The sequence below is a fragment of the Alphaproteobacteria bacterium genome (assembly GCA_039980135.1).
In the GTDB taxonomy this organism is placed as follows: domain Bacteria; phylum Pseudomonadota; class Alphaproteobacteria; order UBA6615; family UBA6615; genus UBA8079.
In genome coordinates this window covers 1-12,538 of the sequence record JBDXCV010000010.1, presented here as the reverse complement: position 1 = coordinate 12,538, position 12,538 = coordinate 1, and the positions used below count along the sequence as shown (strand labels likewise).

The 12,538-nt window shown below is 61.5% G+C and carries 16 protein-coding genes; 4 read left to right on the top strand and 12 right to left on the bottom strand.

Annotated elements, in window-relative coordinates; genetic code table 11:
* Window positions 1-2 precede the first annotated feature (2 nt).
* The 10 genes from ABJ363_14380 to rpiB form a co-directional block, all read right to left on the bottom strand.
* Window positions 3-506: a hypothetical protein gene (locus ABJ363_14380; GenBank protein ID MEP4380184.1), complete on the bottom strand. Its 504-nt coding sequence runs from the start codon at window positions 504-506 to the stop codon at window positions 3-5.
* 22 nt (window positions 507-528) lie between these two features.
* The gene (thiL, locus tag ABJ363_14375) at window positions 529-1,542 is read right to left on the bottom strand and encodes a thiamine-phosphate kinase (protein MEP4380183.1); all 1,014 of its coding nucleotides are present in this window, start codon (window positions 1,540-1,542) and stop codon (window positions 529-531) included.
* Entirely contained in the window at window positions 1,526-2,131 is a 606-nt protein-coding gene (gene nusB, locus ABJ363_14370; GenBank protein MEP4380182.1) for a transcription antitermination factor NusB, read from the bottom strand. Before nusB ends, thiL begins: the two co-directional genes overlap by 17 nt.
* Window positions 2,131-2,595 carry a 6,7-dimethyl-8-ribityllumazine synthase gene (locus tag ABJ363_14365; GenBank protein ID MEP4380181.1) on the bottom strand — a complete coding sequence of 155 codons (465 nt, stop codon included), beginning with the start codon at window positions 2,593-2,595 and terminating at the stop codon, window positions 2,131-2,133. Before ABJ363_14365 ends, nusB begins: the two co-directional genes overlap by 1 nt.
* Before the next feature lie 11 nt (window positions 2,596-2,606).
* Window positions 2,607-3,737 (bottom strand): 3,4-dihydroxy-2-butanone-4-phosphate synthase, encoded by a 1,131-nt coding sequence (gene ribB / locus ABJ363_14360; GenBank protein ID MEP4380180.1) that lies wholly within the window; start codon window positions 3,735-3,737, stop codon window positions 2,607-2,609.
* Between the two features lie 59 nt (window positions 3,738-3,796).
* Window positions 3,797-4,387 (bottom strand): riboflavin synthase, encoded by a 591-nt coding sequence (locus tag ABJ363_14355; protein MEP4380179.1) that lies wholly within the window; start codon window positions 4,385-4,387, stop codon window positions 3,797-3,799.
* 9 nt (window positions 4,388-4,396) lie between these two features.
* A complete protein-coding gene (ribD, locus tag ABJ363_14350) occupies window positions 4,397-5,521 on the bottom strand; it encodes a bifunctional diaminohydroxyphosphoribosylaminopyrimidine deaminase/5-amino-6-(5-phosphoribosylamino)uracil reductase RibD (protein ID MEP4380178.1) in 1,125 nt (374 codons plus the stop codon).
* Between the two features lie 31 nt (window positions 5,522-5,552).
* On the bottom strand, window positions 5,553-6,032 hold the full coding sequence (gene nrdR / locus ABJ363_14345; GenBank protein ID MEP4380177.1) for a transcriptional regulator NrdR: 480 nt from the start codon (window positions 6,030-6,032) through the stop codon (window positions 5,553-5,555).
* Window positions 6,033-6,074: 42 nt separating this feature from the next.
* On the bottom strand, window positions 6,075-7,382 hold the full coding sequence (gene glyA, locus ABJ363_14340) for a serine hydroxymethyltransferase (GenBank protein MEP4380176.1): 1,308 nt from the start codon (window positions 7,380-7,382) through the stop codon (window positions 6,075-6,077).
* An 81-nt stretch (window positions 7,383-7,463) separates the two neighbouring features.
* Window positions 7,464-7,901: a ribose 5-phosphate isomerase B gene (gene rpiB / locus ABJ363_14335; protein MEP4380175.1), complete on the bottom strand. Its 438-nt coding sequence runs from the start codon at window positions 7,899-7,901 to the stop codon at window positions 7,464-7,466.
* Window positions 7,902-8,266: 365 nt separating this feature from the next.
* Here rpiB and ABJ363_14330 point away from each other — a divergent pair, with 365 nt between their 5' ends.
* Complete coding sequence (locus tag ABJ363_14330) at window positions 8,267-8,683, top strand: MucR family transcriptional regulator (GenBank protein ID MEP4380174.1); 417 nt, start codon at window positions 8,267-8,269, stop codon at window positions 8,681-8,683.
* A gap of 25 nt (window positions 8,684-8,708) precedes the next feature.
* Here ABJ363_14330 and ABJ363_14325 read toward each other — a convergent pair whose 3' ends face one another.
* Window positions 8,709-8,954, bottom strand: a complete 246-nt coding sequence (locus ABJ363_14325) for a hypothetical protein (protein ID MEP4380173.1) — start codon at window positions 8,952-8,954, stop codon at window positions 8,709-8,711.
* An 87-nt stretch (window positions 8,955-9,041) separates the two neighbouring features.
* Between ABJ363_14325 and ABJ363_14320 the strand changes: the two genes are divergently transcribed.
* Both ABJ363_14320 and ABJ363_14315 read left to right on the top strand, forming a co-directional pair.
* The gene (locus ABJ363_14320) at window positions 9,042-9,425 is read left to right on the top strand and encodes a cupin domain-containing protein (protein MEP4380172.1); all 384 of its coding nucleotides are present in this window, start codon (window positions 9,042-9,044) and stop codon (window positions 9,423-9,425) included.
* A 95-nt stretch (window positions 9,426-9,520) separates the two neighbouring features.
* On the top strand, window positions 9,521-10,747 hold the full coding sequence (locus ABJ363_14315) for an acyl-CoA dehydrogenase (protein MEP4380171.1): 1,227 nt from the start codon (window positions 9,521-9,523) through the stop codon (window positions 10,745-10,747).
* A 54-nt stretch (window positions 10,748-10,801) separates the two neighbouring features.
* Here the strand turns inward: ABJ363_14315 and ABJ363_14310 are convergent, their stop codons facing one another.
* Window positions 10,802-11,335 carry a MarR family transcriptional regulator gene (locus ABJ363_14310; protein ID MEP4380170.1) on the bottom strand — a complete coding sequence of 178 codons (534 nt, stop codon included), beginning with the start codon at window positions 11,333-11,335 and terminating at the stop codon, window positions 10,802-10,804.
* Between the two features lie 268 nt (window positions 11,336-11,603).
* Here ABJ363_14310 and ABJ363_14305 point away from each other — a divergent pair, with 268 nt between their 5' ends.
* Window positions 11,604-12,497 carry an RNA polymerase factor sigma-32 gene (locus ABJ363_14305; protein ID MEP4380169.1) on the top strand — a complete coding sequence of 298 codons (894 nt, stop codon included), beginning with the start codon at window positions 11,604-11,606 and terminating at the stop codon, window positions 12,495-12,497.
* Window positions 12,498-12,538: the final 41 nt, after the last annotated feature.

Here is a 12,538-nt window from a genome sequence, read left to right as displayed (position 1 = left end):
GATCAGCCCGGCAGGACGCGAATGTCGCGCACCAGAACGTCATTGACGATACCGATGCCGAGGACGCGAATATTTTCCGATCGGATCCTGTTTTTCAGATAGACCGTTTCGATCGACCCGTCCTCGGTTCCGGGAAATGGCCGTGACGTCAGGGTCCGCACATAGGCCTCGCGCAGACGCGGGAGCAATGAACGCACAAGCTTGTCTTCCTGGCGCTTTCTTCCGACCTCGAGCGAAAGCACCACCACGATCTTGTGGCGCGCGCCCGTTTGGGTCTGGAAGGGAATGAACAGCGGATCCAGATCGATGTAATAGAGCTCACCGGGACCGGTGTCTTCCGGCTCGGGCACCGGCACCGCGGCATGTTCGGAAGGCGGCTTGGCCAGGACGAACTTGTATGCCGCACCACCACCGCCGAGCAGAACCGCCAGCAGACCGATCAGGAGCAGCTTTTTCTTGCTTTTTTTGGGCTTCTCGGCCGCGTCGCTACCACCGCCCGCACGCATGGCACGGATCGCCGCTTCGCTCTCAGCGCGTGAGGCCTTCCCCGAAGTGCCGGTATCCGCCACTGCCCACCTCGACAATTTTGCCGGTCTCGTTGCGCACACTGACGACCGGCGTATCGGAAGTCAGCGGGATCATGCGCCCGATCCGCGTGATTGGAACACCGGTCTGCGCCGCGATCTCGACAATCGTGTCACGCGCCGTAGCCGGGGCCGTGAAAACAATCTCGTAGTCATCACCGCCGGTCAGCAGGTTAGTTCGCAATGGTTGATTGTCCGTTACCAGCCGCCCGGCCGCATCCGATACCGGCACCAGATGTTCGTGGATCTCGGCGGACAGGTTCGATGCGATGCCGATGTGTCCCAGATCGGCAACCAGCCCGTCGGAAATGTCGGCCGAGGCGGTGGCGATACCTGCCAATGCCGGGCCCAGCGAGACGCGAGGATCGGGCCGCAGGAACCGGCCTTCCAGAAAGCTGCGTTCGTCGGCATTTTCAAGGGCAATGCTGCCCATGATCGACCTTAGGCCAAGGGACGCATCGCCGATGGTCCCGGAGACGTAGACATCATTTTCCACGCGAGCGTCAGACCTCTTTATCATATTATTTACAGGTACTTGACCAAAAATATTAATGTTTAATGCAAGCGGTCCCGTGGTGCGGGTCGTGTCACCCCCGAGCAGAGACAGTGCATAGGATTCGTGGTCCGCAGCGAGACCGGACGCGAAGGCCTTGATCCAGTCTTCGTCGGTGGAATCGGGTAGTTGCAGGGCCATCGTATAGCAGCGCGCACACGCGCCTTTCGCGGCAATATCTGACAGGTTCACGCGCAGCGCACGTCGCGCCACATCCGCGGGCAATGTCGAAACCGGAAAGTGAATCCCCGCCACGATCGAATCGGCCGAAATCACGAGTTCCATTCCGGGGTCCGGGCGCAACCAGGCGGCATCATCGCGCAAGCCGAGTGCGCCGGGCTCGCCGTCGCTGAGCGGGGCGAAATAACGCCGAATCAGATCGAACTCGTCAATCCCGCGCGCCATGGTCGGTCCCGCCCTCGACGGCGTTCGCCCCAACGTCTTCTGACGGCTCCGTCGCGGCGATTTCCCGCGGTGCGCGCGCCGAAGTCTCGCCGTCGCGCACCACGCGGGCCAACCGGTCAAGCACCGCGTTCACGAGGCCCGGCTCCTTGCCCTCGAAGAAGGCATCCGTCAGCCGGACATACTCGCTGATCGCCACCCGCGCCGGAATATCGTCGCGCGAGCGCAGTTCATAGGCCCCCGCGCCCAGGATAGCGCGCAACAGCGGCTCCAGCCGGGCCATGGTGTTGGCACCATCGAGACAACCATCGAGCGCTGCGTTCAGGTCGACGCGGTCCCGCGTCACGCCCTGTACGATATCGGCAAACAGCGCCTTGTCCGCGTCGCGCGGCCCGGCCGCGTCTTCGTCATCATCCGCCGACACGGGTGGCTCGGTCCGGTGCTGGATGAATTCCAGGACCGTGGCCTCGGCGGTGCCGCCGCGGATTTCCATCTGGTAGAGCGCCTGCACTGCCAGAAGCCGCGCCGCACCGCGCGACGATGCGCCTGATTTGCGCGCAGCGGGATTGGTTCCCTCGCGATCCCCGGCCATCAGCGGGGGAACATTCGAAAGGAGCTCTTGAAACCAATCATCCGCAGGCAGGCAGTTGCCGCATCGGCGCCCTTGTTGCCCCGAGCGACGTCGGCACGGGCCATCGCCTGCTCCTTGTTCTCCGTCGTCAGGATACCGAACCCCAGCGCCAGGCAATGGCGAACCGCCAGATCCTGCAAGCCCCGCGCCGTTTCTCCGCAGACATAGTCATAGTGGGTCGTCTCGCCGCGAATCACGCAGCCGAGCGCCACATACCCATCGAACCGGCGACGCCCGCCCGAGAATTCGGGCGACCGCATGGCCGTCGCGATGGCCGCAGGGATTTCGAATGCACCCGGTATCTCGTAGACCTCGTGGGAGGCCCCGGCTTCATCGAGCACGGCAAGAGCGCCGGTCAGCAACTGGTCGGCGATCTCCTCATAATATTTCGAGACCGCAATCATGATGTGAGGTTGGTCGGACATTGCCTTCTCTCTCAATCGCCGGATGTGGAGTTGGTCACCGGCACCGCACGGGTCTCGATTAATCTCAGGCCAAAGCCTTCAAGCCCCACGATCGAACGTTGTGAATTCGACAACAGGATAATATCCCGGACGCCCAGATCGACCAGGATCTGCGCACCGACACCATAGTTTCGCAGTTCGTTGACGGGCGTGCTCGGCGCACTACTGAACTGACGTATGCGGTCGGACAGCGATGTCGGCGAGGTGTCGCGGATTAGCACGATCACGCCCGCACCGGCCTCACCAATCAGTTCCATGGAACGCTGGAGAATACCCGAGTCCGGCGCGTCCAGGCTGCCCATCGCATCCGCCCCGATGGAGAAGGAGTGCATACGCACAAGCACCGGCTTTTCCGGGTCAATCTCCCCCTTCACGATCGCCAGATGCTCGGCATACTCCACCGTGTTGCGATAAATACGCCACTTGAACTGGCCGCCGAAACGCGAATGGAAGTCATGCTCCATCAGCTGCTCGACGATGCGGTCATTGCGCCGGCGATAGGCAATCAGGTCGGCGATCGCGCCAATCTTGAGGCCATGGAACTGGGCAAAGCCGATCAGGTCCGGCAGGCGCGACATCGTGCCGTCGTCATTCATGATTTCGCAGATCACGGCCGACGGGTTGAGCCCGGCGAGGCGCGCAATATCAACCCCCGCTTCCGTATGTCCGGCGCGCACCAGCACCCCGCCATCGCGCGCCGCCAGCGGAAACACGTGACCCGGTGTGACAATATCCGCTTCCGTCGAACGCGGGTCGATTGCCACCGTAATCGTACGCGCCCGATCGGGCGCGGAGATGCCCGTGGTCACCCCTTCCGCCGCCTCGATCGACACGGTGAAGTTTGTCGCCAGGCGCTGGCCATGGGTTTGCGGCATCATCGGCAAGCCGAGTTGCTGGGTCCGCTCGCGTGTCAGGGACAGGCAGATCAGGCCCCGTCCGTGGGTGGCCATGAAATTGATCGCATCCGGCGTCGCCATCTGCGCCGGGATCACCAGGTCACCCTCATTCTCCCGGTCCTCGTCATCGATGAGAATGAACATCTTGCCGTTGCGGGCATCCTCGATGATGTCCTCGATCGGCGACAAGATCTGTTCGTCGTCCACGGCGCGCTGGACGTCCTGTTTCGAGACGCTGCGCAGGCCTTCGGTTTTATCTGTCACGTTCAATCCCGTTCCAAAAGACGCGCGACATAGCGCGCAATGACGTCCACTTCGATATTCACATCTGTGCCGACCGCAATTTCGTCCAAAGACGTGTTGTCCCACGTATGCGGGATAATGTTCACCCCGAACACCGCGTCGTCCACTTCGTTCACGGTCAATGAGACACCATCGATGGTGATCGACCCCTTTGAAGCCACATAATGCTTGAGCTCCTGGGGCAACCTGATGCTCACCCGATGATTGTCACCTTCACGTTCCAGCGCGACCACCTGCCCCACACCATCAACATGCCCGAGCACGAGGTGCCCGCCCAGTTCGTCGGCGGCGCGCAAGGCCCGCTCAAGGTTGATCCGTGTGCCGACGGCCCAACCACCGCTCGTGGTCTTGTCATCCGTTTCACCCGAGACATCGGCCGAGAAACTCGATGCGGTCTTTTCGACCACGGTCAGGCAAGCACCGTTGCACGCGATCGAAGCGCCGATTTCGATGCCCGACGTGTCATACACGGTCTCGATGGTCAGCCGACGGCCAATCTCACGGGATTCGATCCCGGCGATCAGCCCCACATCTGTGACAATTCCTGTAAACATGGCGCTTGGTTACGGCACGCGGGCAAAAATTTCCAGCGTATCGTCACCGACCGGCGTCAGCGACATGGATTTGAAGCTCGGCATCTCGGACACATCGCCCACCCCGAGGTCGCCGAATGGCGGCAATCCATCGCCCCCAATGAGAGACGGCGCGCGGAACCACAGGAGACGATCCACCAGGTCCCCACGCAGCAATCCGGTCGACAATCGCGCGCCACCCTCGACCATCAGACGCGTCACCCCCAACGCGCCAAGTGCACGCAACGCGGCACCCGGCTCGGGCTGTCCGTCAACGACATCTTCGACAGGTATCACCATCACCCCCACCCCCTCCAGGGCCTTCCGTCGCTCCTTGTCCGTCTTCGCCGCGGACAACACCCATGTCTGGACTTCGGGGGCCGTACGCACCAGTTCGGATTCCAGCGAAATCCGCAATTGTGAATCGAACACCACACGCACCGGCGAACGTCCCTCCAGCCCGGGCAGCCTGCAGGTCAGGCTCGGATCGTCTGCTTCCGCCGTGCCGATGCCCACCGCGATGGCATCATGCTGCGCGCGCAGCAGATGGGCATAACGCCGGGCGGCCGCGCCGGTGATCCACTGAGACGCACCGGTACGGGTCGCGATCCGTCCGTCGGAGGTTGTCGCGGTTTTCAGCGCGACCATCGGCCGGCCCGCACCGACACGCGTCAGAAACCCAAGGTTGATTTCCTCGGCTTGCGCCTGGCCGACCCCGAGTTCGACATCGATACCCGCCGCCTCCAGCCGCGCGATGCCACGCCCGGCCACGCGCGCGTCCGGGTCTCCACATGCGACGACCACCCGCGCCACGCGTGCCGAAATCAATGCGTCCGCACAGGGTGGGGTGCGCCCCAGATGACTGCAGGGTTCGAGCGTGACATAGGCCGATGCACCGACAAGCGCCTGGGCGCCGAAACGCGCCCGCGCCTGGTCGAGCGCCACGGTCTCGGAATGGGGACGGCCACCCGGCTGGGTCCAGCCGCGCCCCAGAATGCGCTTTTCGGGACCGCCGGACACGATGACGCACCCGACCGCCGGATTGGGCCAGGCGTTACCCAACCCACGCCGCGCGAGCCGCAACGCCGTTGCCATGAAATCGGGGTCGGTTTGCATCAGACCAAGGTTGAGCGAAAGCCGCCCGCGATCAATCGTTTTCCATCGGTTCGCCGTCAGCCGCCAGATGTTCGTTCCCGATAAAATCCTCGAAATCCCGGACTTCACGGAAATTCTTGTATACCGAGGCAAACCGCACATAGGCGATGGAATCGAGATTTGCCAGCGCATCCATCACCGCCTCTCCGATGGCATCGGAGGGAATATCGGTCTCGCCTGAGGATTCGAGCCGCCGGACAATCCCGCTAATAACCCGATCCACGCGCTCGGCATCCACCGGCCGCTTGCGCAGCGAAATGCGCATGGAACTTTCCAGCTTGTCGCGATCGAAGGGCACCCGCTGACCATTCTTCTTGACCACGGTCAGATCACGCAGATGAACCCGCTCGAATGTTGTCCAGCGCGCACCGCAATCAGGGCATGCACGCCGGCGGCGGATCGCGGTGTTGTCCTCGGTCGGACGCGAATCCTTCACATGTGTGTCGGAGTGTGCACAAAACGGGCAGCGCATTACGTTTCCTCTCGCGTCGCTATTCTTGTTGTGTCTCGCAGATCAGCGGGCGGGATAGATCGGGAACCGACCGCATAACTCTTCTACCCGCCGGCGCACCGATTCCTCGACCTGTGCGTCACCATCCGGGTTGCCGCCCAAACTGTCGAGCACCTCGACAATCAGTTCGCCGACGAGGCGGAACTCGCCCGGGCCGAAGCCCCGCGTGGTGCCGGCGGGTGTGCCGAGACGGATACCCGACGTCACCATCGGCTTTTCGGGGTCAAACGGGATGCCGTTCTTGTTGCAGGTCAGGCTGGCGCGCTCGAGCGCGATTTCGGTGACATTCCCGGTCAGGGATTTCGGCCGCAGGTCCACGAGCATGAGATGGGTATCCGTGCCGCCCGAAACGATATCGAGCCCGCCCTCGACCAGGGTCGCCGCCAGCGCTTGCGCATTCTCGACGACGCGGCGTGCGTAGGTTTTGAACGACGGCTGCAAGGCCTCGCCGAACGCCACCGCCTTGGCAGCGATCACATGCATCAGCGGTCCGCCCTGCAATCCGGGAAAGACAGCCGAATTGATCTTCTTACCGAGGTCCGCGTCATCGGCCAGGATCATCCCGCCACGCGGGCCGCGAAGCGTTTTATGGGTCGTGGTCGTGACGATATGCGCATGGGGGAACGGGCTCGGATGGGCGCCACCGGCAACCAACCCGGCGAAATGCGCCATGTCCACCATGAGATAGGCGCCGACCGCATCGGCGATTTCACGGAATTTCGCGAAATCGATCACCCGCGGATAGGCCGAACCACCCGCCACGATCAGCGCCGGCTTGTGTTCATGTGCCAGCGCTTCGACCTCTTCCATATCGATCAACGCATCATCGCGGCGCACACCATACTGAACGGCGTTAAACCATTTGCCCGACAGGTTGGGTGCGGCACCATGGGTCAGATGACCACCGGCCGCGAGCGACATCCCCATCACGGTATCGCCGGGCTTGCACAAGGCCAGGAAGACCGCCTGGTTGGCCTGCGCACCCGAATGGGGCTGCACATTCGCAAACGAACAGCCGAACAACCGCGTCGCGCGCTCTATCGCCAGTTCCTCGGCCACATCGACGAACTCGCAACCGCCATAGTAGCGCCGCCCGGGGTAGCCCTCGGCGTATTTGTTGGTCAGCACCGAACCCATGGCCTCGATGACGGCGCGCGACACGATATTCTCCGACGCAATCAGTTCCACCTGGGATTGCTGCCGGCCGAGTTCGCGCTGCATCGCGCCGAAAACGTCGGGATCAGCCTCGGCCAGTCCGCGGTCGAAAAACCCTTCGCTCACATTGCCCGTTCCCGGGGCTTCACTCGTCATCGACATACGCGTTCCTTTGTCGCTCATTTGTCTGTTTGTTCGGTGCGCCGCGCCCGGACGGGCGGCACGAACCTGTAACGGCTACCCCAGTTTCCCGACCCGACGATCATGGCGTTCACCGCCCGGATACTGCCCATCCAGAAATGCGCGCAGGCAGTCACGCGCGACTTCCTGGCCGAGCACCCGAGCCCCCAGCGCCAGGACATTCGCATCATTATGCTCGCGCGCCAGACGCGCGGTGGTGGCGTCATGGCATAGAGCCGCGCGCACACCGGCGATGCGGTTGGCCGCGATGGATATACCGATGCCGGTGCCGCAGATGATAACGCCCTGGTCCGCCGCCCCCGACACAATCGCCTCGCCAACCGCTTTGCCGAAATCGGGATAGTCGACCGAGGCATCACTATCGGTGCCGAGATCAAGGATGGTTACACCGCGCTCCAGAAGGTCTGCCTTGAGGTCTTCCTTGAGGGCGTATCCTGCGTGATCGGCCGCGATTGCGATCGTGCCTTCGCTCATGCATCAAATCCGTTCAAACGTCGCTGAAGTCGGGATATTCAGATCGCGCCCGAATTACCACATCTCGTCATTCGCCGCCAGCGATACACAAGCTGTCGCGGTGAAATGGTGTGGACAATGCCGGTGGCGGGTTTTGCGCATTGCACCATTTCTATCGTAATGCAGGCATAGTCTCTGACAAAAAAGGCGGGTCTTCGCGATCATCCGCAAAGTCGGGCCTTAGTCCAGTTCCATCTATTCATTTCGCTATGGCCGAAAAGTACTGATGATTATTCGAAAGGCGTATTGACTGCCTTCCACCTGCGTGCGATCACGATTGCCGACCGTGTGCTGAAGCAAACGCGGCCTGTGGGGGCAGGAAAAACATGACAGAGAATAATCCAGACAACTTGTCGCGCGACGAACTGCTCCGGATGACCACGCAAGTTGTGTCCGCCTATGTGGGCAACAATCCGGTTCCGGAAACCCAGATTTCCGAAGTCATCCAATCCGTCTACGGCAGCCTTGAGGGCCTCGGCGGCGGTGCGACAAGCACCCAGACAAAGCAGAAACCTGCCGTCCCCGTGAAACGCTCGATCACCCCCGACCACATTATTTGTCTGGAAGACGGCAAGAAACTGAAGATGCTCAAGCGCTATCTTCGCACCGCATACAATCTGACGCCGGAAGAGTACCGGGCCAAATGGGGTCTCGCGGCGGACTATCCGATGGTGGCACCGAACTACGCAAAACAACGTTCGGCCTTCGCCAAACAGATCGGACTCGGGAAGCGCGCACGCTAGCCGCGCAACCGCCAAACAGGATACGTCAGGCGAATATGCCCCCGCGTTTCAGCGGCGTGGGCCGGCGCTTTTCCAGCATATAGCGAAGCTTGGACAGGGCCGTCCGTCGAAGCGCTTCCTCGCCCGCGCCGACGGGGCCGACGATCGAGACCTCGAACCCGGTGTCGGCATCGACCGCGCAAACCTTGACCGCGTTCCCCACGGCGGAGAACTCGAAGATCACGTTGCCCCCCGCCATGCGTCGGGGTTTGGCGCGTGGAAGTCCCACCATATCACTTGCTCTCCGCGGTGATGGTCAGTGCAAACACACCGGCTTATAGTCCGATCCCAGGACAGAACTCCGGGGAGGAATGAATTCATGAAAGCGGGAAAAGAAAAATTTACCGTTAAGCACGCGCGCGATGCCGAGTGGACAAAGGGGCTGCGCGAAGACTTCGAATACAGCGATCTGGGCATCCGGGACGCGACGCAGGGTCAGTTCAGCGCCCATGTCATTCGCATCGCCGACCCATCGGCCGACCATCACACGGGCAAGCATGCCCATATGACCGACTTCCAGATGATCTACGTGTTGCAGGGTGAGGCCCGCTTCTGGTTCGACGGCGAAGGCGAAGTCTCCGTCTCCAAGGGTGATTGCTTCTATCAGCCCGACGGCATCATGCACGACGCCCTGTGGATGTCGGAAGACTGTGAACTGCTCGAAATCACGTCGCCGGGCGAATTCGAAACCGTCAGGGACTGACGCGCCGGGTCTCATATTCCGGGACAATGAAACGTCTGCACATGGGAATCTGTACCTCCCGACCATGATCTGCTGAAACACCAGGAGTCGAAAGCATGAGCCTCGCGTCCGACAACGCAAAACCGACACGCACCGGCGGCGACAAGCCGCGTTTCCAGTGGGACGATGCGTTGCTGCTCGACGACATGCTCTCCGAAGACGAGCGGATGGTGCGCGACATGGCCAGGGCCTATAGCCAGGAAAAGCTGCTCCCGCGCATACTCGAGGCCAATCGCCACGAAACCTTCGACCGCGAGATCATGAACGAATTGGGCGAACTGGGCATGCTCGGCTCAACCCTGCCCGAAGCCTATGGCTGCGCAGGCGTGAACCATGTCTGTTACGGGCTGATCGCGCGCGAGGTCGAGCGGGTGGATTCCGGATACCGGTCCGCGCTTTCGGTGCAGTCATCCCTGGTGATGTGGCCGATTTACGCCTATGGCTCCGAAGAGCAACGGATGAAATACCTGCCGAAGCTCGCCAGCGGCGAATGGGTGGGCGCCTTCGGCCTGACCGAGCCCGATCACGGCTCCGATCCGGGCGGCATGGTGACGCGGGCGAAATCTGTCGATGGCGGCTTTTCGGTGTCGGGCGCGAAGATGTGGATCTCGAATGCACCGATCGCCGATGTGTTTGTCGTCTGGGCGAAGGATGACGAAGGCGAGATTCGCGGCTTTATACTGGAGCGCGGCATGAAAGGCCTCGCGACACCGAAGATCGAAGGCAAATTCTCCCTGCGCGCGTCGGCGACCGGCGAGGTCGTCATGGACGAGGTCTTCGTGCCGGAAGAAAACAAGCTGCCCGATGCCCGCGGCCTCGGCGGCCCGTTCGGCTGCCTGAACAAGGCGCGCTACGGCATCTCCTGGGGTGCGATGGGTGCTGCGGAGGCCTGCTGGCACGCGGCACGCGACTACACGCTGGAGCGCAAGCAATTCGGGCGCCCGCTCGCCGCGAACCAACTCATCCAGAAGAAGCTCGCGGACATGCAGACCGAGATCACGCTGGGACTGCACGGCAGCCTGCGGCTCGGGCGGCTCATCGACGAGGAAAAATCCACGCCGGAGATGATTTCACTGATGAAGCGCAACAATGCCGGCAAGGCACTGGACATCGCGCGGGTCGCACGCGACATGCATGGCGGCAACGGCATTTCCGACGAGTATCACGTCATCCGGCATGTGATGAATCTGGAATCCGTGAACACCTATGAGGGTACACACGACATTCACGCCCTGATCCTCGGCCGGGCACAAACCGGTCTGCAAGCGTTCACCGGCGCCTGACCCATTCGCATCGGCAGGCTACCCCGTATTCTTATTAGCAGTCGTCGGTGTCCGTTAGCAGTCGTCGGTGTCCGGCGTATCGGATTCCGGCATGAAATTCACACAGAACCGCGTGGCATCCTCGCAGCTCAGTTCCGCCTGCTTGAACCCGCACATCATGTTGCCGGTCGCCGTCGTGCCTTCAAGATGGCCGCAGGTCTGGCATATCCCCAGATCCTGTCCGCCGCACCGCGACTGCATGTCCGCGCACAGCCGCGTCAATCCGGCGGCCATCGTGTCCACCGTCTCTGGCGGGAGGTTGGAAATTGCCTTGTCGAGGCAGTTCAGCGGGTCTTCGTCCAGCAACCGCGCACCGAGATCGGTGAGTTCGATATGCCGGACGCGACGGTCGTCGGGGTCGGGAACGCGGCTGAGATAGCCTTTTTTCTCCAACGCATTCAGCGTCTGGCTCGCCGTTCCCTTCGTCGTTCCAAGAAATGACGCCAACGCGCCGGGGGTCCGCGAGAAACGATTCGCCTGCCCGATAAATCGAAGGCAGTCCCACTGGGCCGGGTTCAAGCCATGACAATATTGCAACCCACGTGACATCCTGCCAAGGCGGTCCAGGAGGCGTGAAAGTTCCTCTTTGTCAATATTATCAGTGATTTGCGCACACATTCTGATCTGTTCTCAAAAACATCTAATCCACACATAACCAGTGTGATCTTATATCAACAAGATAATATCGACTCGATATCATCTTGCAACCGTCCCGGTCAGTGCGTATATTCTTTTCGTATCGAGTCGAAACCATAAATCGTGTCGATCCCTGCGGGATATAACCCCCCGCCCCGAATTGTCAAAGGACTGAAATATTATGGCTGCATTTGCATCACAGGCAATCGAACGTGGGAACCGTCGCTACGCCAACGCCGTCATGCAGGCCCCCATCCTCGAGCGGGAGCATGAGTTTGATCTGGCCCGCCGCTGGCGCGAAGACAAGGACGAAGCCGCGCTTCATGAACTGATCGAGGCATACGCACGTTTTGTGCTGCGCATCGCGTGGAAATTCCGCGGCTACGGCCTGCCAGTCGGAGATCTCGTTCAGGAAGGCAATATTGGCCTGATGGAAGCCGCGCAGCGCTTTGACCCGAGCCACAACGCGCGTTTCTCCACCTATGCGTCCTGGTGGATCATGGCGGCCATCCAGGACCACATCCTGCGCAACACGTCGATCGTCCGCGTGGCGACAACACCGGCGCAACGCCGCCTGTTCTTCAACCTCCGCAAGGTACGCGCCCAACTGGCGACCGGTCCCGACGGCACCCTGACCGACGAGGACCGTGAACGCGTGGCCGAGCGGCTCCAGGTCAAGACGAAAGACGTGGTGCGTATGGAGGCACATCTGGGCGGCCCCGACAATTCGCTGAATGCCAGCTTCGGCGACGAGGACGATTTTGAGTTCCAGGACATGCTGGAAGACGACGGCCCCAACCCGGAGGACATCACGGCCTGGCACCATGACGGCGAGGTCCGTACCGGCTGGCTGGAGGATGCCCTCGACACTCTTGGAGATCGCGAACGACAAATCATCGTCCGCCGGTTCCTGTCGGAGAACAAGAACACCCTGTCCGAGATCGGAGAGAGTTTCGGGGTCAGCAAGGAACGCATTCGCCAGATCGAGGCCAAGGCGCTCGGCAAGCTGAAGCACGTACTCAGCGAGCATGGCGAGGATGCGACAGCACTCCTGTCGAATGATCTGCACGCCTGACGCGGACGCTCAATCTCAATACAAAAAGGGCGGCTGCGAAT

Excerpts from the sequence above, each read along its gene's own strand:
- ABJ363_14305 (MEP4380169.1), top strand. The coding sequence starts at position 11,604 with ATGGCTGCATTTGCATCACAGGCAATCGAACGTGGGAACCGTCGCTAC.
- ABJ363_14320 (MEP4380172.1), top strand. The coding sequence starts at position 9,042 with ATGAAAGCGGGAAAAGAAAAATTTACCGTTAAGCACGCGCGCGATGCC.
- nrdR (MEP4380177.1), bottom strand. The coding sequence starts at position 6,032 with ATGCGCTGCCCGTTTTGTGCACACTCCGACACACATGTGAAGGATTCG.
- ABJ363_14310 (MEP4380170.1), bottom strand. The coding sequence starts at position 11,335 with ATGTCACGTGGGTTGCAATATTGTCATGGCTTGAACCCGGCCCAGTGG.
- ABJ363_14315 (MEP4380171.1), top strand. The coding sequence starts at position 9,521 with ATGAGCCTCGCGTCCGACAACGCAAAACCGACACGCACCGGCGGCGAC.
- thiL (MEP4380183.1), bottom strand. The coding sequence starts at position 1,542 with ATGGCGCGCGGGATTGACGAGTTCGATCTGATTCGGCGTTATTTCGCC.
- rpiB (MEP4380175.1), bottom strand. The coding sequence starts at position 7,901 with ATGAGCGAAGGCACGATCGCAATCGCGGCCGATCACGCAGGATACGCC.
- ribD (MEP4380178.1), bottom strand. The coding sequence starts at position 5,521 with ATGCAAACCGACCCCGATTTCATGGCAACGGCGTTGCGGCTCGCGCGG.
- ABJ363_14365 (MEP4380181.1), bottom strand. The coding sequence starts at position 2,595 with ATGTCCGACCAACCTCACATCATGATTGCGGTCTCGAAATATTATGAG.
- ABJ363_14330 (MEP4380174.1), top strand. The coding sequence starts at position 8,267 with ATGACAGAGAATAATCCAGACAACTTGTCGCGCGACGAACTGCTCCGG.
- nusB (MEP4380182.1), bottom strand. The coding sequence starts at position 2,131 with ATGGCCGGGGATCGCGAGGGAACCAATCCCGCTGCGCGCAAATCAGGC.
- ABJ363_14380 (MEP4380184.1), bottom strand. The coding sequence starts at position 506 with ATGCGTGCGGGCGGTGGTAGCGACGCGGCCGAGAAGCCCAAAAAAAGC.
- ABJ363_14355 (MEP4380179.1), bottom strand. The coding sequence starts at position 4,387 with ATGTTTACAGGAATTGTCACAGATGTGGGGCTGATCGCCGGGATCGAA.
- glyA (MEP4380176.1), bottom strand. The coding sequence starts at position 7,382 with ATGACGAGTGAAGCCCCGGGAACGGGCAATGTGAGCGAAGGGTTTTTC.
- ABJ363_14325 (MEP4380173.1), bottom strand. The coding sequence starts at position 8,954 with ATGGTGGGACTTCCACGCGCCAAACCCCGACGCATGGCGGGGGGCAAC.